Genomic DNA, 20,135 nt, shown 5'->3' on the forward strand with positions numbered 1-20,135 from the left:
CAGGGGATGGGTTCGGTGTGGTGGTTGGCCGTGGCCAGCCGGGTTTGGTGGGTGGGGGCCGGCTACACGGCGGCCAGCGCCGGCGAACCGACGGCGGTGCGCACCGCCTCGGCAAGGATCCCCAGGCCGCGCCCGAGTTCCTCGTCGGTGACGGTCAGCGGCGGCATGATCTTGATGACCTCGTCCTCGGGGCCGGAGGTCTCCACCAGCAACCCGTTGGCAAAGGCCGCGGCGGCGACCTTGGAGGCCGTGGCCAGGTCCGGGAAGATGATCCCGGCCAGCAGGCCGCGGCCGCGCACGCCCGCGCCCTCGACGGTGCCGGCGATATCCTCCAGGCCGCGATGCAGGGTGGCGATGGTGCCGGCCAGCTGCTGCTGGAACCCGTCGTTGGCCCAGTAGGTGCGCAGCGCCGCGGTGGCGGTGACGAAGGCGGGGTTGTGCCCGCGGAAGGTCCCGTTGTGCTCGCCCGGCTCCCACACGTCCAGCTCCGGGCGGAACAGGGTCAGCGCCATCGGCAGGCCGTAGCCGGAGATCGACTTGGACAGGCACACGATGTCCGGCTCGAGGCCGACTTCCTCGAAGCTGAAGAAGGTGCCGGTGCGGCCGCAGCCGGCCTGGACGTCGTCGACGATCAGCAGGATGTCGTGGCGCTTGAGCAGGGCCGCGAGGCCGCGCAGCCAGTCGATGCGGGCCGCCCGCAGGCCGCCCTCGCCCTGCACCGTCTCGACGATGACGGCGGCCGGCTTGTCCACGCCGGAGCCGGAATCCTCCAGGACCCGCTCGAGCCACATGAAATCGGCGGTGGCGCCGTCGAAGTAGTCGTCGTACGGGATCTTGGAGCTGTTGGTCAGCGGGATGCCGGCGCCCTTGCGCTTGAGCGAGTTCCCGGTCACCGACAGGGAACCCAGGGTCATCCCGTGGAATGCGTTGGTGAACGAGAGGATGTGTTGGCGGCCGGTGACCTTGCGGGCCAGCTTCAGCGCGGCCTCCACGGTGTTGGTGCCGGTCGGGCCCGGGAACATCACCTTGTAGTCGAGGTGGCGCGGCTTGAGGATCAGATCCTGGAACGTTTCCAGGAACTCGCGCTTGGCGGGGGTCATCATGTCCAGCGAGTGGACGACCGCGCCGCTGGCGAGGTAGTCCAGCAGCGGGGCGGTCAGCTTGGGGTTGTTGTGCCCGTAGTTCAGGGCGCCGGCGCCGGAGAAGAAGTCGAGGTATTCGGTCCCGTCCTCCGCCGTCTGCGTGGCGCCGCTGGCGTGCGTGAACACGGCGGGCCAGCTGCGCGAATAGCTGCGGACCTCGGACTCGAGGGTTTCAAAAATGGAGCTCATGGTCTTTCCCTTCGATAGGTATGACAAAGCTGCGGCGCGTCCTTCGGAAAGGAGCCTGCCGCGGTGCGGTGATGTTGTTTTTTGGCGTGCCGAAAAGGCTTGGGTGCGATTGCGTGTGGGTGTCAGCGGATGCCGGCGGCCGCCAGCTCGGGTACGCGCGCGGCGGCGCCGGGGCCCAGCGGCCCGATCCGGTACAGGTATTCGGTGTCGTGGTCATCCGGGTACAGCTCGGGGGTGAACAACGCGGTGCCCGTCAGCTCGGCCCCGTGCCGTTCGGCGAAGCGCGTGAACAGCCGGTTGGAGGGCGCGTTGTCCTCGGTGACCGTGGTCTCGACTCCCTGCACGCCGCAGCGTGCCGCGAGTTCGTCGAGCATGGCCGCGGCCAGGCCGCGCTGCTGGAAGCCGGCACCCACGGCGACCTGCCAGACCATGAGGATTTCCGGCTCGTCGGGTCGCAGGTAGCCGGTGACGAAACCGGCCGGGGTGCCGTCGATCTCGGCGACGAGCGAGGTCTTGGCGAAGTCGCGGCACCAGAGCAGGTACGCGTACGACGTGTTCACATCCAGTACCTGGCTGTCGGTGGCCATCTGCCACAGGGTTTGGCCGTCGGATACTGCTGGTTGGCGGAATGTTGCCTCGGACAATGTGTTTTCGACTTCTTCAACCATCCACTCCAACGTAACGAGATGCCAGTCGAATTCAACCCCCGGTCCGTCGGATTTGACACGAATCGGCCCGTTGGGCGAGCGCTCCGCCCCTCCGGGGGATCCCACGCGCGACTAAGGATGCACCGGTGCCCGGCGGGGCCGAAAACGGGCCCGAAATACCGTTATCATTTTGTTATATTACGTCGCGCCCCCTGTGTCGCCCCTCACTCCGGCGAGGGGATTCCGGCGACCGGCCAACCAACGATGGCGCACGGCGGTCGCTCCAAGCCGGGCCGCGGCGCCACACCGGCTAAACCGTGGGGAACTGAATGATCTCGCTGCGGATCAGGAAGCGCTTGCCCTCGGGCGCCTCCACGGAGAAGCCCGAGCCTCGCCCGGGAACCACGTCGATGGTCAGCTTGGTGTGCTTCCAATACTCGAATTGCTCGCGGCTCATCCAGAAATCCAGCTCCCCCAGTGCACCTCCGTCGGCATCGGGCAGCGCGAAAGTCCCCAGCAGCACGTCGGCGTCCCCGGTCTTGAAATCCCCGGCGGGGAAGCACATGGGCGAGGATCCGTCGCAGCAGCCGCCGGATTGGTGGAACATCAGCGGGCCGTATTGGCCCCAGAGCTTGCGCAGCAGCCCGGCCGCCTCGGGTGCCAGCGCCACGCGCGAAAATTCCTCGCCGGCAATCCGCGGTGCCGATTCGATGTTCTCTTCCATGGTCCTGCTCCCTTGTGCTTCGTGGTTTCACTGGCAGACACCGCCGCCCGGCGCCGTCTTGGATTGACGGTGCCGGGCGGGAGGTGCGGAACGGTCTTGCCGGTTCCCCGCACCCTTGTTCCACGGGTGCTGGGAGATCTTGTCACCGGCCGAACGGCCCGGTGCTACTTTGCGTAGTCGATGACCACGCGGCCGTCGATCTTCGCGTGCTTCATCTCGTCGAGGACCGCGTTGACGTCCTCGAGCGGGCGGGTGTGGAAGGTCGGCTTGATCTGGCCGCGGGCGTAGAATTCCAGCGCCTCGTCCATGTCCTGCCGGGTGCCCACGATCGAGCCGCGGATGGTCAGGCCCTTGAGCACGATGTCGAAGATCGGTGCCGGGAAGTCCCCCGGCGGCAGGCCGTTGAACACGATGGTTCCGCCGCGGCGGGTCATCCCGATGGCCTGGCCGAACGCCGCCGGGTGCACCGCGGTGACCAGCACCCCGTGCGCGCCGCCGGTGGCCGCCTGGATGGCCTCGGCCGGGTCTTGCGCGAACGCGTTGACGGTGACCTCGGCGCCGTGGCTGCGGGCCAGGGCCAGTTTCTCCTCGGCGACGTCGACCGCGGCGACGCGCATGCCCATGGCCACCGCGTACTGCACCGCGATGTGTCCCAGCCCTCCGATGCCGGAGATCACGACCCATTGGCCGGGACGCACCTCGGTCTGCTTCAGGCCCTTGTAGACGGTGACTCCGGCACAGAGCACCGGGGCGATCTCGAACGGGTCCGACCCCGCCGGGATGTGGGCGGCGAACTTCGCATCGACCAGCATGTATTCGCCGAAGGAACCGTCGACCGAGTAGCCGCCGTTGGACTGCGACTCGCACAGCGTCTCCCAGCCGGTGCGGCAGAATTCGCAGCTGCCGCAGGCGCTGGCCAGCCAGGCGTTGCCGACCAGGTCCCCGACCTTGACTTCGGTGACCCCTTCGCCGATCTTCTCGACCGTGCCGACGCCCTCGTGGCCCGGGACCAGCGGAAGCTTGGGCTTGACGGGCCAGTCGCCCTCGGCGGCGTGCAGGTCGGTGTGGCAGACGCCGGAGGCAATGACCTTCACCAGTGCCTGGCCGGGGCCGGGCTCGGGGATGGCGATGGTTCCGATGGTGAGTTCGTCGCCAAAATTCTCGACGATGGCTGCGCGCATGGTGCTCATGGGGGGTGTTTCCTTTGCTTTGGCCGGTGGCGCGGGCACAGGGGGATGCACCAAGCGGTGCCAGGCCCTGATCCCGCACCACCGAAGAAGGGTGGAAGGGGTGTGCTGCTTGCCGGAACGGGATGGCTGCCGGGGGTGGTGCAACGGCAGGCGGTGGCCGGTGGGGTCGAAGGCTTTTGCACCTCCGGCCCCGCCGGCAACTGCCGGTTTAGAAGAAACCGAGCTTGTCCTCCGAGTAGGAGACCAGCAGGTTCTTGGTCTGCTGGTAGTGGTCCAGCATCATCTTGTGGTTCTCGCGCCCGATGCCCGAGGACTTGTAGCCTCCGAAGGCGGAGTGCGCCGGGTAGGCGTGGTACTGGTTGACCCAGACGCGTCCGGCCTGGATGTCGCGGCCGGCGCGGTAGGCGGTGTTGCCGTTGCGGCTCCACACGCCCGAGCCCAGCCCGTAGAGGGTGTCGTTGGCGATCTCGATCGCGTCGTCGTAGCCGGAGAACTTCGCGACCGAGACGACGGGTCCGAAGATCTCCTCCTGGAAGATGCGCATCTTGTTGTGGCCCTCGAAGATGGTCGGCTGCACGTAGTAGCCGCCCTCCAAATCCCCGCCGAGCTCGGCACGCCCGCCGCCGGTGAGCACCTTGGCACCCTCGGCCTTGCCGATGTCCAAGTAGGAGAGGATCTTCTCCAGCTGGTCGTTGGAGGCCTGGGCACCCATCATGGTCTCGGTGTCCAGCGGGTTGCCCTGCTTGATGGCCTTGGTGCGCTCCACGACATCGGCCATGAACGAGTCGTAGATGGACTCCTGGACCAGCGCGCGCGAGGGGCAGGTGCAGACCTCGCCCTGGTTCAGCGCGAACATCGTGAAGCCCTCCTTGGCCTTGTCGTAGAACGCGTCGTCCTTGGCCGCAACGTCCTCGAAGAAGATGTTCGGGGACTTGCCGCCCAGCTCCAGGGTGACCGGGATCAGGTTCTCCGAGGCGTACTGCATGATCAGCCGGCCGGTGGTGGTCTCGCCGGTGAATGCGATCTTGCGGATGCGCTTGTTGGAGGCCAGCGGCTTGCCGGCCTCGACGCCGAAGCCGTTGACGACGTTCAGCACGCCGGCCGGGATCAGGTCGCCGATCAGTTCCATGAGCACCAGGATCGAGACCGGGGTCTGCTCGGCGGGCTTCAGGACGATGGCGTTGCCCGCGGCCAGCGCCGGGGCCAGCTTCCACACGGCCATGAGGATCGGGAAGTTCCAGGGGATGATCTGGCCGACCACGCCGAGCGGCTCGTGGAAGTGGTACGCGGTGGTGTTCTCGTCGATCTGCGAGAGGCCGCCTTCCTGGGCGCGGATGGCTCCGGCGAAGTAGCGGAAGTGGTCGACGGCCAGCGGCAGGTCGGCGTTGATGGTCTCGCGGACCGCCTTGCCGTTGTCCCAGGTCTCCGCGACGGCGAGCATTTCCAGGTTTTCCTCGATGCGGTCGGCGATCTTGTTCAGGATCACCGCGCGTTCGGCCGGGCTGGTCTTGCCCCACGGGCCGGCTGCGGCCTCCGCGGCATCCAGTGCTGCTTCGATGTCCTCGGCGGTGCCGCGGCCGACCTCGCAGAAGCCCTTGCCGGTGACCGGGGTGATGTTCTCGAAGTACTGGCCCTTGACCGGGGCCACCCACTGGCCACCGATGTAGTGCTCATAACGGGACTTGAAGTGAACGAGTGAACCTTCGGTGTTGGGGTTGGCGTAGACCGTCATGACGACTCCTTGGAGATGAGTGGGGTGGTGAACTTGTTGCTTGATGTGAGCCTACTCACACCGAGGTTGCGGCAACGTTGCACGCGAGGCTGCAACGTTGCCTGGCGGGCGGGATCCCGCGGATTTCCGGGGCAATTCGCCCAGCCAACCCGCCTATCCCTCCACCCGATCGGAGCGCACCTCCCTTTTCTCCGCGCTTCCTTGAAGCTTCGGCAGGGAATTTTCAGTCCTCGGGTCCATCTCCCCGCACATTGGGCTTTTCCGGCCGCGCGCCGGGCGCGGGCGGAGCAGACTGGGGTTCATGACCACCACCGCGCCAACCGGCACCCCGAGGGGGCACGCATCCACCGACACCGCGATCCGCCACCTGGCCGACGCGGTGCTGGCGCTGGGGGGCCGCGGACCTGGATGCAGCCTCCGCCGCCTTGGTGCTGGGGCTGTACGAGCAGGGAAACCGGGCGGTCGCCTTCGGGCAGCTGCTCACCGCGTTCGCCGCCGACGCGGCCGGGGTGAATCGGCTGGACCCGGAGACCGCTGCGGAGATCGATGCCCTGGCTGCCGATCCCCGGGAACTGGCCGCCGGCACCGCCCCGGTTCCCGTGGAGGCGATGTGCCAGGGGATGGCCCCGCACCGAACCACCACGGCCTGGATGCAGTCGCACCGGCACATCTCCGAGACCGAGGCGCGCCGCCGGATTGCCGGTGCCCGGTTGCTCGTCGCCCCGGCCCCGCCCGCACCGGGTTCGGTCTCGGAACCCGGCTCCGCACTCGGGGTGCCGGCATTCCGATCCTGGCCCGGGCAGCGGCCGGCTACACCCCGCCGATGTTCACCGACTAACCTCGGGATTCGATCCGTTCAAGCGCCGCGACCACCAGGGCCCGGTGCGGGGAGCGGGGTGGCAACACCTGCAATGTGGTGCCAAGGACCTCTTCGTCGTCTTGGGCCTCGGACAATCCCAGGAACCGAATCAGATGCGTGTCGCTTCCGTCTTGCAGCATTGCCTGGCGGAGGGCCGCGAACACCTCGTCACGGATCTCTTCTATGCCGGGGGCCAGCGAACGCGGCAGGATGGGACCCTGGTAATACGACAAGGCGGCGTCCAGGTCGCCCTTCTCGATTGCCCGGAGGACCTCGCGGGCATCGCATCGCGGCAGGTTTCCCAACCTGTAGGGGCGCGAGAGCGGGACCAACGACTCGTCGAAGTCCGCAAGCACCTTGCGCAACCGCACCAGTTCGGCCCGAAGCGTGCCCGCATCTGCCGCATCCGGATTGATGTGCAGCAGTTCGACGAGTTCCTCGCCGCTGAGGCCTCGCGGGTACCAGCTCAGTAGCGCGAGCAGCTCCGCATGCCGCGTGGATAGTTCAATGCTGACGTTGCCGCGGCGTAATTGGGCACCGGCACCGGAGGTCAGATGCAGCATGGATTCCGGTTCAGGTGCCATCTTGGGCTTGCGGGAGGCGGGAACGATGAAGGTCTTGCGTTCCGGATCGGCATGCTCCTGGTGCCAGCGCAGTTCCGACTCGGCCGCCGCGACGGCCGCCTTCAGGAGCGCCAATGAATGCGACGCCACGGCGTCCGCGCCACCGGTGATGTCAACAACCCCGAGCATCTCCCCGGTGTCCGGAGAATGGATGGGGACCGCAGTGCAACTCCACCTGTGGGCAATGGGATCGAAATGTTCGGCGCCGGCGACCTGCACTCCCCCGCCGGTGACCAGTGCGGTTCCCGGTGCGGAAGTCCCCACGGCTCGTTCGGACCAGTCCGCACCGGGAACAAAGGCCATGGACTCCGCATCTCGCAATACCTGGCTGTCGCCCTTGACCCACAGCAACCGCCCGTTGGGATCGCCGATGGCAAGGATCAGGTTGGTGTCCCGCGTCGATTCCAGGAGCAGGCGGTCAAAGACCGGCAATACCAGACGCAGCGGCGAGGCGGTTCGCAAATCGCGCAGTGCCTCGTCGCTTAGCACCGTGTGGGCATTGGATTCGACACTGTCCTTGTATTCAAGCGAGCGCAACCAGGACTCGCGGACCACATCGCGGAGCTGCCATGCCGTTTCGTTCGGGACACCGGCCCCCAGTGCCTCGTGCGCAGCCAGCGCACGGCGCTGCAAAGCCATCGAGGCCGGGGTCACCAGAGGCATCTTTTACCTTCCACGAGTCAGGAAATCACCACGTGGGCGCCCGCACGGCACCCAATGTGACCCCCTTCACGATTTAGCTCCTAGTTTAGGGGAGATTCCATACCAGTAATACCCCTGCGGATTCGCGTGGGCCGCCCAAGCCGCAACACCGCAAGAAAGCGGTGTGATTCGCACACCCCCACGGGAAATCGAGCGATTTTCCGCAGCTCCGTCCCGGAGGGCCGCACCGCCCCGGGCGATCCGACGGGTGGAATTCTCCACCGGCTATTGCCACCGCAACGGGCGGGCACGGATCATGGGTGCGGGATCATTTCCCGACTCATCCATCGCACACCAACAAAGGAACGATCCGATGGCACGCATGATTTTCGTCAATCTTCCCACCAAGGATCTGGCAATCTCGGACACTTTTTACGCCGGGCTGGGTTTCGAGAAGAACACCGATTTCTCCAACGAGGTCGCCAGCGCCTGGATGATCACCGAGACCATCTGGGTCATGGTGCTCACCGAGGAGTTCTACTCTTCGTTCCTGCGCAACGGAGACACACCCACCTACGGCGCGGGCCCGCGCGAGGTGCTCAACGCCATCAGCGGGGAGACCCGCGAAGAGGTCGATGAGTACGCGCGCCGCGCCCTCGCCCATGGCGGCACCATCTATCGAGAGGCCGCGGAGGAGTTCCCGGGGATGTATTCCGTAGCCTTCCTGGATCCCGACGGGCACGAATGGGAGGTCGGCTGGATGGACATGTCGGCCGTCCAGGGCGCCTAGCCGCATGCGAAAGGCGTGTCGCCGGGCATGGCCCGGTGACACGCCTCGTGCCTGTGCCCGCGTGGCTCTCCGGGAACGTCCCGGATCAGGCCGTGCAGGCCTCGTTGGTGCAACCGGCATCGCGCGGCGACCAGTGGGCTTCGGCCTCGCCTTGGTCCTCCCACACGACGTGCCGGCGTTGCCCACAACGCTCACAGGCCGGTGAAAGATACGACGCACGCTCGGCATCCGTGTACAACTTGTAGTCACCCATTGCTGCCTCCCTTGAACCGCCCCCCGAGGGCTTTTCTTCACTCTACGCCGGGCCGGGTTCGGAACTCTAGGCTGCCGGGTGGTGGCGCTTGAACTTGCGGTAGTGGTTCACGGTGCTCAGCAGGATGTAGAGCCAACGCCGGGGGCTGGTTTCCTTCTTGTAGTACAGCGGATGGCTGTATCGCTTTGAGGAAATCAGCTCCTCGACCCCGCTCGTCATGTCACCGGGCACGTAACGTCGCAGGAGGCGCAGCGGAAGGATGTTGTAGAGGTGGCGTTCGCTGGCCACCTGCAGGTCGCTGCCTCCGGCCAGTCCGCCGCGCAGGTACTCCTCGACGTAGAAGCGCGTGACATTGTGTCCTGCCGCGGTGACATAGAAGTGGTTCCGGCCCAGGCGGGGATTCAGCTCGAAGAACTTGTATGCGCCGTCGCGCGGGTCCAGCTTCATGTCGAACATGGAGAAGCCGGTCCACCCGAGCTCCTCCAACAGCCGGGTCCCCTCGGCCACCGCGACATCGTTTGGCTGGGCGACGATGGCCGCCGAGTTCCCCAGGGCGCCGGGAGCATGCTCCTCGACAATGACCCGTCCGCAGGAGACAAAACGCACCCGTCCGGCCTTGTCGCTGAAGAACGTGGCCAGGTGCATGCCGCTGTCATCGCCCGGGATCAGGTCCTGGATGACGAGGGTGCCTGCGTACCCGGCTCCGGAGGCCTTGGCGACCAGGTTGGTGAGCTCCGCCAGCGAGGCGACAGTGTGGACCTTCTTCTTGCCCGGGAATTCCAGGGCTCCCCAGGCGACCCCGTCCGAGGGCTTCACGATGGCCGGGAACGGCACGCCCTCGGCTGCCAGCTCGGCCTCCAGCGCCGGGGCGTCAACGGAACCCCCGGCACAGTCGTGGACCACGGTGGCCGGGTAGCTCACGCCCAGGTCGCGGCAGAGTTGGTAGAAGGCGTCCTTCTCCGTGGCCCGGTCCAGTTCGGAGTTGCCGACGTACGGGATGGTGAACCATTCGGAGAGCTCGTCGGCATGCGTGGCGATGAAGCGGATGTGTTGGTCCGCCGCGCCCAGCAGCAGCAGCGGCCGCTTGGTGCCGTTGGAACCGCCGAATTCGCGTCCCAGTTCGGAGACGAAGGCGGCAAATGCGCCCGGGTCGTCCTGCTGCGCGAAGGGCCGCGGGAGCAGGATGCGCGAATGCTCGGTGATACCGGTCATCACCGAGGGAACAACCACCGAATGCACGTCGTATTGCTCGTGGAATTCCCGCGCCAACGAGTAGGCGCCGATGTCACCGCCCAGAATGACAGGGACAAAAGGCTGGTTCTCGCTGATCTGCATGATCCAAAACTATCAACCTGCCACAAATCGAATACCCCATGGGGGTACTTGACAACATACCCTTAGGGGGTATTATTCGAAGTATGGAAAACATTGTCGTCCCTGCCGATTCCCACGTTGACCACGGCTACACGGCCAACAAGGAAGCCCTGCTGAAGCGGCTCAGCCGCATCGAAGGCCAGGTCCGCGGGGTCAGCCGCATGGTCGACGAGGAAAAGTACTGCATCGACATCCTCACCCAGATCTCCGCCATCAATGCCGCCCTGCACAAGGTCAGCCTGGGGCTGGTCGAGGAGCACGTTTCACATTGCGTGGTCAACGCCGCTGCCCAGTCACTCGAGACCGGGGACCGGTCCTATGTGGACGACAAGGTCAGCGAAGTGACAACGGCCATCGGCCGCCTGCTGCGCTAGGTACCCACACCACTTTTCAACAACCCGACCAGGAGAACACATGAGCAACGAATCAAGCTGCGGTTGCGGCGGCTGCGGCTGCGGCTGCGGAAGCAACTCGAACGAAGGCCTCACCATCACCACCAAGCCCTCCGAGGAAGCCATGAGCCAGAGCACCATCACCCTGAAAATCGACGGCATGACCTGCGGCCACTGCGTCGCCTCCGTCAACGAGGAACTCAACGAGGTTCCCGGTGTCAGCAACGTCGAAGTCATCTTGTCCGCCGGAGGAACCTCCACCGCCGTCGTCACCACCAATTCCCCCGTCGAGAACTCGGTTCTCGAAGCCGCAGTGACGGAGGCCGGCTACACGCTCGTCTCCGCAAGCGCCTAAGCATCTCCCCGCTCGCCACGGGGACGGGATTCCCCAACGGGCGTCCGGGTGTCCCCCGCGGCCGGGCAAAGAAATGGAATCATGAGCAACGACATCACGTTCCCCGCCAACCAACGCATCGTCGAACTGGACATCCAGGGCATGACGTGTGCATCTTGCGTGGGTCGGGTTGAGCGAAAACTTGGAAAGATCGACGGCGTCGAGGCCCTCGTGAACCTGCCGCTGGAATCGGCACGCATCACGGTCCCCGAAAACGTCAGCGATGAACAGCTCATCGCCACGGTCCAGTCGGCCGGCTACCAGGCAAGCCTCAAGGTCGACCAGTACGCCACCGCGGCAGCCACCGCGATCCCCGGGAATAGTGGATCCGGCCAAGCGCCTTCCCCCCTGTCCACCGGCGAACCGAGCAGGCAGCTGGGCACCAACCACGCGCCGGACACCGCGGGGGACGAGCTGAAAAAGCGCCTGGTGATCGGCGCGATCTTCACCGTGCCGCTGTTCATCATTTCCATGATTCCCGGGGCGCAATTCCCCCATTGGGGCTGGGTCGCGCTGTTCCTGGCAACCCCGGTGGTCTTCTGGTCCGCCTGGCCGTTCCACCGCGCCGCGGCGATCAACGCCCGCCACTTCGCCTCCACGATGGACACCCTGGTGTCCATCGGCGTCCTGGCGGCCTACTTCTTCTCGCTCTGGCAGCTGATCGCCGACCCGAACATCACGGCACACGTCGGCATGTCGATGAGCGATCACGCGCTGTACTTCGAAACCGCCGGCGTCGTGGCCACGTTCCTGCTGCTCGGCCGCTGGCTCGAGGCCCGCGCCAAGTCTCGTGCCGGCGACGCGCTGAAGGCCCTGCTGGACCTGGGCGCCAAGGAAGCCACGGTGCTGCGCAACGGCGTGGAAACCAAGATCGCGGCCTCCGAGCTGGTTCCCGGCGACGAGTTCGTCGTGAGGCCCGGGGAGAAGATCGCCACCGACGGCTTCGTCGTCACCGGGCACTCGGCCATCGACACCGCGCTGGTCACCGGCGAGTCGGTGCCCGTCGAGGTGGGTCCGGACGACACCGTCACCGGTGCCACCATCAACACCTCCGGGGCCCTGCTGGTGCGCGCCACCCGCGTCGGGGCGGACACCACCCTGGCCCAGATGGGCCGGCTGGTGTCCGAGGCGCAGACCGGCAAGGCACCCATAGCCCGGCTGGCCGACCGCATTTCCGCCGTCTTCGTGCCGATCGTGCTGGTCATCGCGCTTCTCACCTTCATCCTCTGGCTGGTGTTCACCGGTGAGGTGAACTCCGCCTTCACCGCGGCCGTCGCCGTGCTGGTCATCGCCTGCCCGTGCGCCTTGGGCCTTGCCACCCCGATCGGGCTGCTGGTGGGAACCGGTCGCGGGGCCCAGTTAGGCATCCTGATCCGCGGCCCCCAGGTCCTGGAAGACACCCGCAAGATCGACACCGTGCTGCTGGACAAGACCGGAACCATCACCGAGGGGAACCTCGCCGTCACCTCGCTGGACCCGGTCGACGGGTTCGACGAGTCGGAGCTGCTGGCCCTGGCCGGTGCGGCGGAGTCCGGCTCGGAGCACCCGATCGCCCACGCGATCGTCGCAGCGGCCCGCGCCAAGGACTCGCTGCGAGAGACCAGCGGATTCAATTCCGCACCGGGCGGCGGCGTGCGCGCCACGGTCGGCACCCGAGTTGTTGTCGCGGGCCGGGAAAGCTGGTTGAAGGAAAGCGGCATCGAACTCACCGATGCGCACCGCGCCGGCCTTGCCGCCGCGCAGCAGGCCGGAGCCACCTCCATCATGGTTGGCGTCGACGGCTCCTTCGCCGGACTGGTGAACCTGACCGACACCATCAAGGAATCCTCCGCCGCCGCCATTGCCAAGCTCATGGAACTGGGCCTGCGCCCGGTGCTGCTCACCGGCGACAATGCTGCGGTCGCCAAGTTGGTTGCAGCCCAGGTCGGCATCGCCGGGGAGGACGTCTTCGCCGACGTGTTCCCCGACGGCAAGGCCCGGGCCGTGCGCGAGCTCCAGGCCCGCGGCCAGGTGGTCGCCATGGTCGGCGACGGCGTGAACGACGCCCCGGCGCTGGCCCAGGCCGACCTCGGCATCGCCATGGGATCGGGCACCGACGTCGCCATCGAGGCGGCCGACCTGACCATCATGGGCAACGACCTGGCCCAGGTGGCGCAGTCCATCGAGCTTTCCCGCAAGACCCTGGGCACCATCAAGGTGAACCTGTTCTGGGCCTTCGCCTACAACACGGCCGGCATCCCGATCGCGGCACTCGGGTTCCTGAACCCGATGATCGCCGGGGCCGCGATGGCCGCCAGTTCGGTGCTGGTGGTGGCCAACTCGCTGCGCCTGCGTCGCTTCGGCCGCAAGTAGACTTCGTCCCCGTCCCTCCGCACGACGCCGGATCCCCGCTCCTCCTGCCATGGAGGCGCAGGGCTCCGGCGTTTGGCTTGTCCGGGACCAGGCGTCCGTCGGTCCGCTACGGGCTACGCAGTTCGTCGGCACGCACCAGCAGCACGCCCCCGACGATCAACATCCCGCCGAGCAGCTGGATCCCGGCGGGCAGTTCGCCCAGCAGCAGCCACGCCCAGAGCACCGCAAAGAGCACCTCGGTCAGGGAGATGAAGGACGCCAGCTTCGAGCCCAGGGCGCGGGCCGCCATGATCCCGGTGACATAGGAAATGACGGTGGAGATGAGGACCAGTCCACCCAGGGCCACCCACCACTGCGTCTCCCATTGCGCCAACCGCACCGGCACGAAGGTCATCTTCATTTCCAGCAGGCCTACCAGCGCCAACAGGCCCATGGTTGCCGCTCCGACCAGCAGCCCGCCGGTGGCCAGCACGATCGGTGGCAGCGCGCCGTCCGCCCGGGCGCTGACGAAGAAGTACACGGTCAGGCCCACTGCCGCACCCAATCCCCACAGCACCCCGATCGGATCCACCCGGGTGTCCCCGGTGAGGTCCAGGACCAATGCGAGCCCGGCCAGCGAAAGCAGCGTGCCCCCGATCGTCATGACCTTGGGCCGCTTGCGGAACTTCACCCAGAGGAAGAGCACGATCAACACCGGCGCCAGGTATTCGAGCAGCAGCGCCACCCCGACGTCAAGGCGCTCGACGGCCAGGAAGTAGAAGAACTGGCAGGCTCCGACGCCGAAGAGCCCAAAAAGCAGGATGGATTTCCAGTTGGTCGCCACCAATGGCCACTTGCCGCGCATGACCAGGAGCGTCGGAAGCAGCAGCACCAGCGCGGCCCCGGCCATCCGCAGGGTGACCGCCGCGGCAGGGCTCCATCCGGCCTCGAGCAGCGCCTTTGCGAACGAACCCGATACACCGAAGACCGCCGAGGAAAACAGGGCGACCCCGATCCCGCCCAGGCGTGGCTTGCGCAGCGTCGGGGAGACCGGGAGCGGTGCAGGAGGTGCCACCTGGGTATGGATTTCTTCTCTTGGCACGGCGAAACGCTCCCTGGGACGAGGTTGCTCCGGCGAACGAGGTGGCCTTATGACCCAAATCGACTGTCAGGAGCAAAAGAATGTATGCTCATGACATTAGGACCACAGTGGTTCCTCCGTCAATACACGCGTCCCCACAGGAGTCATAATGATATTTGCCCCTGACACAGAAGTTGCCCTGGGCACCATCGTGGCGCTCATCAACTCGGCAACCCCTTCAAACGACCACCTGCTGACCGGGGCGGACCTCGACCATTTCCTGGACCAGCAGGGGTTCACCGGATCACGCACCCGCAACGAGGCGGAGTTGCGTTCGGTGCGCCAGCTGCGCAGCCAGCTGCACTGCATCTGGCTGGCCGACGAGGAGCAGTCGGTGGACGCTGTCAACAACATCCTGCGCAACGCACGGGCGTTGCCGCAGCTGGTCAAGCACGACGGCTGGGAATACCACATCCACGCCACCACCCCGGAGGCGCCGCTGAGCGAACGCATGGCGGTCGAGGCCGCCATGGCGCTGGTCGACGTGCTGCGTTCAGGGGAATTGTCCCGGCTGAGGGTCTGCGCGGCCACGGACTGCGAGGCGGTGCTGCTGGATCTGTCCCGGAACCGCTCCAAGCGCTACTGCGACACCGGCAACTGCGCCAACCGCGAGCACGTCCGCGCATACCGCCAACGGAAATCCGAGCAAAAACCCGGGGCTTGAACATACACTGGAGCCATGGGGCGAAAGTGCATTCGTCCCGCCGATCGGAGGAGTCCCCGTGAACAGCGAAGAAGTCCCGCAACCGCAACAGCACGCCGCTGACGAGTACGAAGTCGACCTGGAGAAGTCCAACGACGGCCCGGTGCGCGCTGCGGCCCGCTGGGCGGCCGGCCTGGTCGATGCATTCTTCGGCGGAGACGGGTCAGACGCCGTCGGCGCCGCCGTCGTGGTCCACCGCATCGACAACGACGCCGAGGTGCTGCGCATCAATGCCGGCAGCATCGAGGAGGCCGAGTCACTGGTGGCGATGGTCCGCTCCGACCTGGAGGAGCTGGGACACGAAGAGTTCTTGGACCGCTGGGGCGGGCGCGACGGCGCCGAGCCGGCGCGTTAGAAAGGTTCCCCGGCGTCCAGCTGGCTCGCACCCTCGGGCGGCACGGCCACTGGCCGTACCAGTCCCCCGCCATGGCTTGGGCACACCGCTCGACGGGTTACCGCCCCTGTGCCGGGATGAATGCCGCAGCCAGTGCCGGCAGCTTGCCTTCGAAGTAGTACCCGCAGGCCGGGGCGGGGCACTGAAGCCACCCACCCGACACTCACCGAACCGCCCGTTAAGCAGCGAAGCCGCCCGGATTCTTCCAGGGCGGCTTCGGTGAAAGGACTAGTTACTTCTTGGTGTCCGGCTTTTCATCCGGCGTGGACGACGAGCGGTTGACGCCCGATCCGGTGCCCATTTCCTCGGGGTTGTCCTTGCCGGCCATGGTCATCACGGAGATGACCAGCAGGCAGGCGACAAAGGCGACGCCGAAGGCGACCAGCCCGATGTCGATCCGCAACGGGTTGTCGGACCCGCCGGTTGCCGAGATGGTGGCAATGACGCCGGCGATGATGGCCATGACCAGGGAGAACGACAGGGGTGCCTTGATACTCTGCTGCCAAGATTTCTTCTGCTCGGCTGGGGTGTTGCCCACGAAAGGCCCTCCTACGGATTTTTGGTTCAACATCTAGTCTAGCTCCAAACCCCGGTCTCGGGTTCCTTGGCCGCATGGCGCAGGCCGAAGGCAGAAATCAGCTCAAACACCGCCAGGATGATGGCCCCGCCGCCGGCCAGGCCGAGCAGTCCGTGCGCGTCGAGGTCCAGTCCCATCAGCAGCGCGGCCCCGGCGCCCAGCGACACGAAGCCGGTGACCAGCTGGTCCTTGAACGGGGCGAAGTCGGCGCGGTGCCGGATGAAGACCACGATTTCCAGCACCCCGGCGATGATCCAGGCCGCGGCAGCGGCGATCGCGATCACCAGCGTCTCGGGCCGGAAGGCCATCACCAGGGCCGCGATGATCATCGCCACCGCGGCGACCGCGTAGAGGCCGCGCACCGGCTTCGGCGCGCTTGGGGCACTGGCGTAGTCCCAGAGGAACTTCGAGCTGAGCACCATGAAGGCGGCCAGCGCATAGGCCAGCACCTGGTTGGTCGCGGCGGGCCAGAAGATGGACAGGAGCGCAAAACCGGCGGCCGTCGCGGCGCGCCCCATGACTGGGACGGCTGCTTCGGCGGCAATGGTTGCGGGGATCTTTACTGCAGGCACGCCTACGAGTCTACCGGGCGCGGGGCCCTGGGCCTTATCCGCGCCCGGACCGCCGGCGGATCAGCTCCGGGCCCAGGTCCGCGATGGTCGCGGCGCCCATGAGCTGCATGTTGACCTCGATTTCCCTGGCCAGCAGCTCGATGACCCGCTCCACTCCGGCTTCCCCGCCGGCCATCAGCCCGTAGAGGTAGGCCCGGCCGATGAGCACGAAGTCGGCCCCGGCGCAGAGCGAGGCGACGATGTCGGCGCCGGACATGATGCCCGAGTCCAGGATGATCTCGGTGCCCGCACCCACCTCGGCGCGCACCTCGGCCAGTGCCTCGAAGGAGACCGGCGCGCGGTCCAGCTGGCGTCCGCCGTGGTTGGAAACCACCAGCCCGTCGGCCCCGGCATCGACGGACTTGCGGGCGTCCTCAGCCGTGAGCACGCCCTTCACGAAGAGCTTCCCGTCCCAGATGGAGCGGATCCATTCCAGGTCGGCGAAGGAGAGCGTCGGGTCGAACATCGAGTTGATCAGCGTGGGCAGGTCGGTGGCGCTGTCGGACAGCGAGGCGAACTTCAGCGAGTCCGTGGTCAGGAAGTTGAACCACCATTCGGGGCGGTAGGAGGCGTCCAGCACGGTCTTGAGGTTCAGCCGCGGCGGGATGACCATGCCGTTGCGGGCATCGCGCAGCCGCTGGCCGGCCACCGGGGTGTCGACGGTGACCAGCAGGGTGTCATAGCCGCTGGCTGCCGCGCGCTCGAGCAGCGCCCGGGACTTCTCGCGGTCCTTCCACAGGTAGAGCTGGAACCAGCGGCGGGAATCCGGGGCCGCGGCCGCAACCTCCTCCAGCGAGCGGGTGCCCATGGTTGACAGGGAGAACGGGATGCCCGCGCGGGCCGCGGCGCGCACCGCACCGGTCTCGCCCTCGGCGTGCATGAACCGGGTGAACCCGGTCGGGGCGATGCCGAAGGGCAGCGCGGACGGTGCCCCGGCAATGGTGGTGGACAAATCCGCGCTCGCGGTGCCGTGCAGGATGCGCGGGACCAGCTCGATGGAGTCGAAGACCTCGCGGGCGCGGCGGGCGGTCAGTTCGCGCTGGGCGGCGCCATCGACGTAGTCGAAGGCCGGGGTGGGGGTGCGCCGCTTGGCGATGGCGCGCAGGTCCCACACGTCGGCGGCCTTGGCCAGGCGGGCCGCCCGCCGGTCCAGGGTGACGGGTTCGAACTTCATCAACGAGCGGAGTTCGGAAATCTGCGGCAGGCGACGCTTCATGTGGATTTGTCCGGCTTTCTGTGGATCGTGCGTGGAGGGATGGCTATGGGCCCCGGCGGGGGCTGGTCAGTCGTTGGCGGGAACCCTCATCGAGAGCAGGACGGCGATCGCCGAGAGCAGGCAGCAGGCCAGCAGGTAGCCGGCGGCCAGGTGGGTGCCGCCGTCCGCGGCGTTGACCAGGGCGGCGGCAATGAGAGGGCTGAGCCCGGCGACCACTGCGCCGTTGGTCTCGCGGGCCACGCCGATGCCGCTGAGCCGGCGCCGGGCCGGGAAGAGGTTGGTGAGGAAGGCGCCCTGGGCGCCGCTGGTGGCCGGGATGACCAGCCCGTAGCCCAGCGCGATCGCGGTGAAGGCCGGCGCGAAGCTGCCGGCCGTGAGCAGCCCGAAGATCGGGTAGGCCAGCGCCGCACCCATGACCGAGCCGAAGAGCAGCACCTTCGGTGCCCCGAACCTGTCCGAGAGCCAGCCGCCCACCGGGGTCAGCGCGACCGAGACCAGCGAGCCCAGGGTGACGGCCAGCAGGGCGTCGGGCTTGGCCAGGCCGACCAGCGGGGAGGTCATGAGGCTCAGCGCGTAGACGGCCAGGATGTAGTTCATGGCGTTGTGGCCGGTGATGGCGAAGAACCCGATGAGCACCTGGCGCCAGTCACGGGCCAGTACGTCGCGCAGCGGGGCGCGGGCCTTGGTTCGCTCGGCCGCCGCCTTCTCGATGGCCGCGGTGTACTCCGGGGTTTCCTCGAGCCGGTTGCGGATGTACAGGGCCAGGCCGAAGAGCACCGCGGACACGAGGAACGGGACGCGCCAGGCCCAGCCCAGCAGCACGTCGGTGCCCAGGGAGGAGACGGCAAAGAACGCGAAGGTCGCCAGCGCGATGCCGGCCGGCGGGGTGGAGAGCACCAGCGAGGTGTAGAAGCCGCGGCGCTTGGGCGGGGCGAACTCGGCCACCAGGGTCATGGCACCGGCCAGCTCGGCTCCCGCGCCGAATCCCTGCAACAGCCGCAGGACGACCAGCAGCAGCGGGGCGGCGGCCCCGATTGCGGCGCTGGTGGGCAGCAGCCCCACCCCCACCGTGGCCACGCCCATGAGGATGATGGTCAGCATCATGGCGGGGCGGCGGCCGTGCCTGTCGCCAATGTGCCCGACGATGACACCGCCCAGCGGGCGGGCGACGAAACCCACCGCGAACGTGGCAAAGGCCATCATGGCGGCGGCCGAGGACACGGCGTCGGAGAAGAAGAGCGGGGCGATGACCAGTCCGGCCGCGGCGCCGTAGAGCGCGTAGTCGTACCATTCGATGACCGTGCCGAGCACCGCGGCAAAGACCGCCCGGCGCCCGGCAGGGGTGAGGCGTTGGTTGTCTGCTCTCTGTTCCTCGGCGCGAAGCCCGGGGTTAGTGGTCATCCGTGACACTCATCCGTTCAAAACTCCATGAAAAATCCCTGAAAGATATTTCTAACAGGCAGGTAGTATCTTTCACAAGGGCCGCGGACGCATCCGGCCCAATGTGACGCGGGGAAGAAGCCCGCCTGATCCCGGGGAGTTGAACCGATGAGCCCCTCGCTCACCGATCGCCTGGTCGTGAAGCTGCGCGCTGCCATCCTTTCCGGGCGGATCGCCCCGGGCAGCATCGTGGTCGAACCGCGGCTGGCCGAGGAATACTCCGTCTCCAAGACCCCGGTCCGCGAGGCGCTGCGCCTGCTCACCTCCCAGGGACTGCTCACGGTGCTGCCGAAGAAGGGCTACCTGGTGCGCACCATGGGCCTGAACGACGTGCAGGAGACCCTGGACCTGCGCATGCTCCTGGAACCGCACGCTGCGGCGGCCGCCGCAGGGTTCCTGCCGCAGGAACTCACCGTGAAGCTGCGCCAGCTGCTCGACACCCAGGCGGCGCTGTCCGCCGCCGACCCGCTGGGCGCCATGAACGCGGCGCAGGACTTCCACCAGGCCATTGCGGATGCATCGCGCAATTCACGCCTGGCAGACTCCCTGCGGCGCTGCTTCGACGAGACCGCCCGTGCCCATCACGTCCTCCCCGGGCTGCAGCACTACATGGGTGCTCCCACCGAGCTTGCCGAGCACGAGGCCATCTACGCCGCCATCGCCGCGGCGGATGCCCGGGCCGCGGAGGAGGCCATGCGCGTGCACCTGCGCTCCATCCGCACCGCCATGGCCCAGCAGTTCACCGATCCCGGCAGTCTCTGGGCCTAAGCG

At 67.1% G+C, this 20,135-nt stretch carries 19 protein-coding genes; 7 read left to right on the plus strand and 12 right to left on the minus strand.

Annotated elements, in window-relative coordinates; genetic code table 11:
* Nucleotides 1-62: 62 nt before the first annotated feature.
* From ectB to FPY90_RS13525, 6 genes are all read right to left on the minus strand, one after another.
* Entirely contained in the window at nt 63-1,331 is a 1,269-nt protein-coding gene (gene ectB, locus FPY90_RS13500) for a diaminobutyrate--2-oxoglutarate transaminase (protein WP_498681611.1), read from the minus strand.
* 122 nt (nt 1,332-1,453) lie between these two features.
* Entirely contained in the window at nt 1,454-1,918 is a 465-nt protein-coding gene (ectA, locus tag FPY90_RS13505; protein ID WP_498681612.1) for a diaminobutyrate acetyltransferase, read from the minus strand.
* A gap of 370 nt (nt 1,919-2,288) precedes the next feature.
* Complete coding sequence (locus tag FPY90_RS13510) at nt 2,289-2,702, minus strand: DUF779 domain-containing protein (RefSeq protein ID WP_498681613.1); 414 nt, start codon at nt 2,700-2,702, stop codon at nt 2,289-2,291.
* Nucleotides 2,703-2,866: 164 nt separating this feature from the next.
* Nucleotides 2,867-3,892, minus strand: coding sequence for an alcohol dehydrogenase AdhP (gene adhP / locus FPY90_RS13515; protein ID WP_498681614.1), 1,026 nt, complete (start codon nt 3,890-3,892; stop codon nt 2,867-2,869).
* 208 nt (nt 3,893-4,100) lie between these two features.
* On the minus strand, nt 4,101-5,624 hold the full coding sequence (adh, locus tag FPY90_RS13520; protein ID WP_071213749.1) for an aldehyde dehydrogenase: 1,524 nt from the start codon (nt 5,622-5,624) through the stop codon (nt 4,101-4,103).
* A gap of 834 nt (nt 5,625-6,458) precedes the next feature.
* Nucleotides 6,459-7,769 (minus strand): GAF domain-containing protein, encoded by a 1,311-nt coding sequence (locus tag FPY90_RS13525; protein WP_498681616.1) that lies wholly within the window; start codon nt 7,767-7,769, stop codon nt 6,459-6,461.
* A gap of 352 nt (nt 7,770-8,121) precedes the next feature.
* On the opposite strand from FPY90_RS13525, the gene FPY90_RS13530 reads away from it, so the two are divergent.
* A complete protein-coding gene (locus tag FPY90_RS13530; protein ID WP_071213746.1) occupies nt 8,122-8,538 on the plus strand; it encodes a VOC family protein in 417 nt (138 codons plus the stop codon).
* 319 nt (nt 8,539-8,857) lie between these two features.
* Here FPY90_RS13530 and FPY90_RS13535 read toward each other — a convergent pair whose 3' ends face one another.
* Nucleotides 8,858-10,126, minus strand: a complete 1,269-nt coding sequence (locus FPY90_RS13535) for a carboxylate--amine ligase (protein ID WP_071213745.1) — start codon at nt 10,124-10,126, stop codon at nt 8,858-8,860.
* A gap of 83 nt (nt 10,127-10,209) precedes the next feature.
* Here FPY90_RS13535 and FPY90_RS13540 point away from each other — a divergent pair, with 83 nt between their 5' ends.
* The 3 genes from FPY90_RS13540 (at nt 10,210) to FPY90_RS13550 (ending at nt 13,303) form a co-directional block, all read left to right on the plus strand.
* Complete coding sequence (locus tag FPY90_RS13540; RefSeq protein ID WP_071213744.1) at nt 10,210-10,539, plus strand: metal-sensitive transcriptional regulator; 330 nt, start codon at nt 10,210-10,212, stop codon at nt 10,537-10,539.
* A 40-nt stretch (nt 10,540-10,579) separates the two neighbouring features.
* Complete coding sequence (locus FPY90_RS13545) at nt 10,580-10,912, plus strand: heavy-metal-associated domain-containing protein (protein ID WP_498681618.1); 333 nt, start codon at nt 10,580-10,582, stop codon at nt 10,910-10,912.
* An 81-nt stretch (nt 10,913-10,993) separates the two neighbouring features.
* Entirely contained in the window at nt 10,994-13,303 is a 2,310-nt protein-coding gene (locus FPY90_RS13550) for a heavy metal translocating P-type ATPase (protein WP_498681619.1), read from the plus strand.
* A 106-nt stretch (nt 13,304-13,409) separates the two neighbouring features.
* Here FPY90_RS13550 and FPY90_RS13555 read toward each other — a convergent pair whose 3' ends face one another.
* Nucleotides 13,410-14,384 carry an EamA family transporter gene (locus FPY90_RS13555; protein WP_071213742.1) on the minus strand — a complete coding sequence of 325 codons (975 nt, stop codon included), beginning with the start codon at nt 14,382-14,384 and terminating at the stop codon, nt 13,410-13,412.
* Between the two features lie 148 nt (nt 14,385-14,532).
* Between FPY90_RS13555 and FPY90_RS13560 the strand changes: the two genes are divergently transcribed.
* Together FPY90_RS13560 and FPY90_RS13565 are read left to right on the plus strand one after the other, a co-directional pair.
* On the plus strand, nt 14,533-15,087 hold the full coding sequence (locus FPY90_RS13560; RefSeq protein ID WP_071213741.1) for a CGNR zinc finger domain-containing protein: 555 nt from the start codon (nt 14,533-14,535) through the stop codon (nt 15,085-15,087).
* Between the two features lie 58 nt (nt 15,088-15,145).
* A complete protein-coding gene (locus FPY90_RS13565; RefSeq protein ID WP_071213740.1) occupies nt 15,146-15,481 on the plus strand; it encodes a hypothetical protein in 336 nt (111 codons plus the stop codon).
* Between the two features lie 271 nt (nt 15,482-15,752).
* Here the strand turns inward: FPY90_RS13565 and FPY90_RS13570 are convergent, their stop codons facing one another.
* From FPY90_RS13570 to FPY90_RS13585, 4 genes are all read right to left on the minus strand, one after another.
* Nucleotides 15,753-16,058, minus strand: coding sequence for a hypothetical protein (locus tag FPY90_RS13570; protein WP_071213739.1), 306 nt, complete (start codon nt 16,056-16,058; stop codon nt 15,753-15,755).
* 38 nt (nt 16,059-16,096) lie between these two features.
* Complete coding sequence (locus FPY90_RS13575; RefSeq protein ID WP_498681621.1) at nt 16,097-16,669, minus strand: DUF308 domain-containing protein; 573 nt, start codon at nt 16,667-16,669, stop codon at nt 16,097-16,099.
* Nucleotides 16,670-16,703: 34 nt separating this feature from the next.
* On the minus strand, nt 16,704-17,924 hold the full coding sequence (locus FPY90_RS13580) for an alpha-hydroxy acid oxidase (protein WP_498681622.1): 1,221 nt from the start codon (nt 17,922-17,924) through the stop codon (nt 16,704-16,706).
* 66 nt (nt 17,925-17,990) lie between these two features.
* Nucleotides 17,991-19,325, minus strand: coding sequence for an MFS transporter (locus tag FPY90_RS13585; protein WP_498681623.1), 1,335 nt, complete (start codon nt 19,323-19,325; stop codon nt 17,991-17,993).
* A 147-nt stretch (nt 19,326-19,472) separates the two neighbouring features.
* Here FPY90_RS13585 and FPY90_RS13590 point away from each other — a divergent pair, with 147 nt between their 5' ends.
* Entirely contained in the window at nt 19,473-20,132 is a 660-nt protein-coding gene (locus tag FPY90_RS13590; RefSeq protein WP_498681624.1) for a GntR family transcriptional regulator, read from the plus strand.
* The last annotated feature ends 3 nt before the right edge of the window (nt 20,133-20,135 follow it).

Source organism: Arthrobacter sp. C2 (genome assembly GCA_024207135.1).
Lineage (GTDB): Bacteria > Actinomycetota > Actinomycetes > Actinomycetales > Micrococcaceae > Paeniglutamicibacter.

Bases quoted from the DNA above. Each gene is read 5' to 3' on its own strand.
- adh (WP_071213749.1), bottom strand. From the start codon at position 5,624: ATGACGGTCTACGCCAACCCCAACACCGAAGGTTCACTCGTTCACTTC.
- adhP (WP_498681614.1), bottom strand. From the start codon at position 3,892: ATGAGCACCATGCGCGCAGCCATCGTCGAGAATTTTGGCGACGAACTC.
- FPY90_RS13530 (WP_071213746.1), top strand. From the start codon at position 8,122: ATGGCACGCATGATTTTCGTCAATCTTCCCACCAAGGATCTGGCAATC.
- FPY90_RS13590 (WP_498681624.1), top strand. From the start codon at position 19,473: ATGAGCCCCTCGCTCACCGATCGCCTGGTCGTGAAGCTGCGCGCTGCC.
- FPY90_RS13525 (WP_498681616.1), bottom strand. From the start codon at position 7,769: ATGCCTCTGGTGACCCCGGCCTCGATGGCTTTGCAGCGCCGTGCGCTG.
- ectA (WP_498681612.1), bottom strand. From the start codon at position 1,918: ATGGCCACCGACAGCCAGGTACTGGATGTGAACACGTCGTACGCGTAC.
- ectB (WP_498681611.1), bottom strand. From the start codon at position 1,331: ATGAGCTCCATTTTTGAAACCCTCGAGTCCGAGGTCCGCAGCTATTCG.
- FPY90_RS13510 (WP_498681613.1), bottom strand. From the start codon at position 2,702: ATGGAAGAGAACATCGAATCGGCACCGCGGATTGCCGGCGAGGAATTT.
- FPY90_RS13535 (WP_071213745.1), bottom strand. From the start codon at position 10,126: ATGCAGATCAGCGAGAACCAGCCTTTTGTCCCTGTCATTCTGGGCGGT.
- FPY90_RS13540 (WP_071213744.1), top strand. From the start codon at position 10,210: ATGGAAAACATTGTCGTCCCTGCCGATTCCCACGTTGACCACGGCTAC.
- FPY90_RS13545 (WP_498681618.1), top strand. From the start codon at position 10,580: ATGAGCAACGAATCAAGCTGCGGTTGCGGCGGCTGCGGCTGCGGCTGC.
- FPY90_RS13580 (WP_498681622.1), bottom strand. From the start codon at position 17,924: ATGAAGCGTCGCCTGCCGCAGATTTCCGAACTCCGCTCGTTGATGAAG.
- FPY90_RS13585 (WP_498681623.1), bottom strand. From the start codon at position 19,325: ATGACCACTAACCCCGGGCTTCGCGCCGAGGAACAGAGAGCAGACAAC.
- FPY90_RS13560 (WP_071213741.1), top strand. From the start codon at position 14,533: ATGATATTTGCCCCTGACACAGAAGTTGCCCTGGGCACCATCGTGGCG.
- FPY90_RS13550 (WP_498681619.1), top strand. From the start codon at position 10,994: ATGAGCAACGACATCACGTTCCCCGCCAACCAACGCATCGTCGAACTG.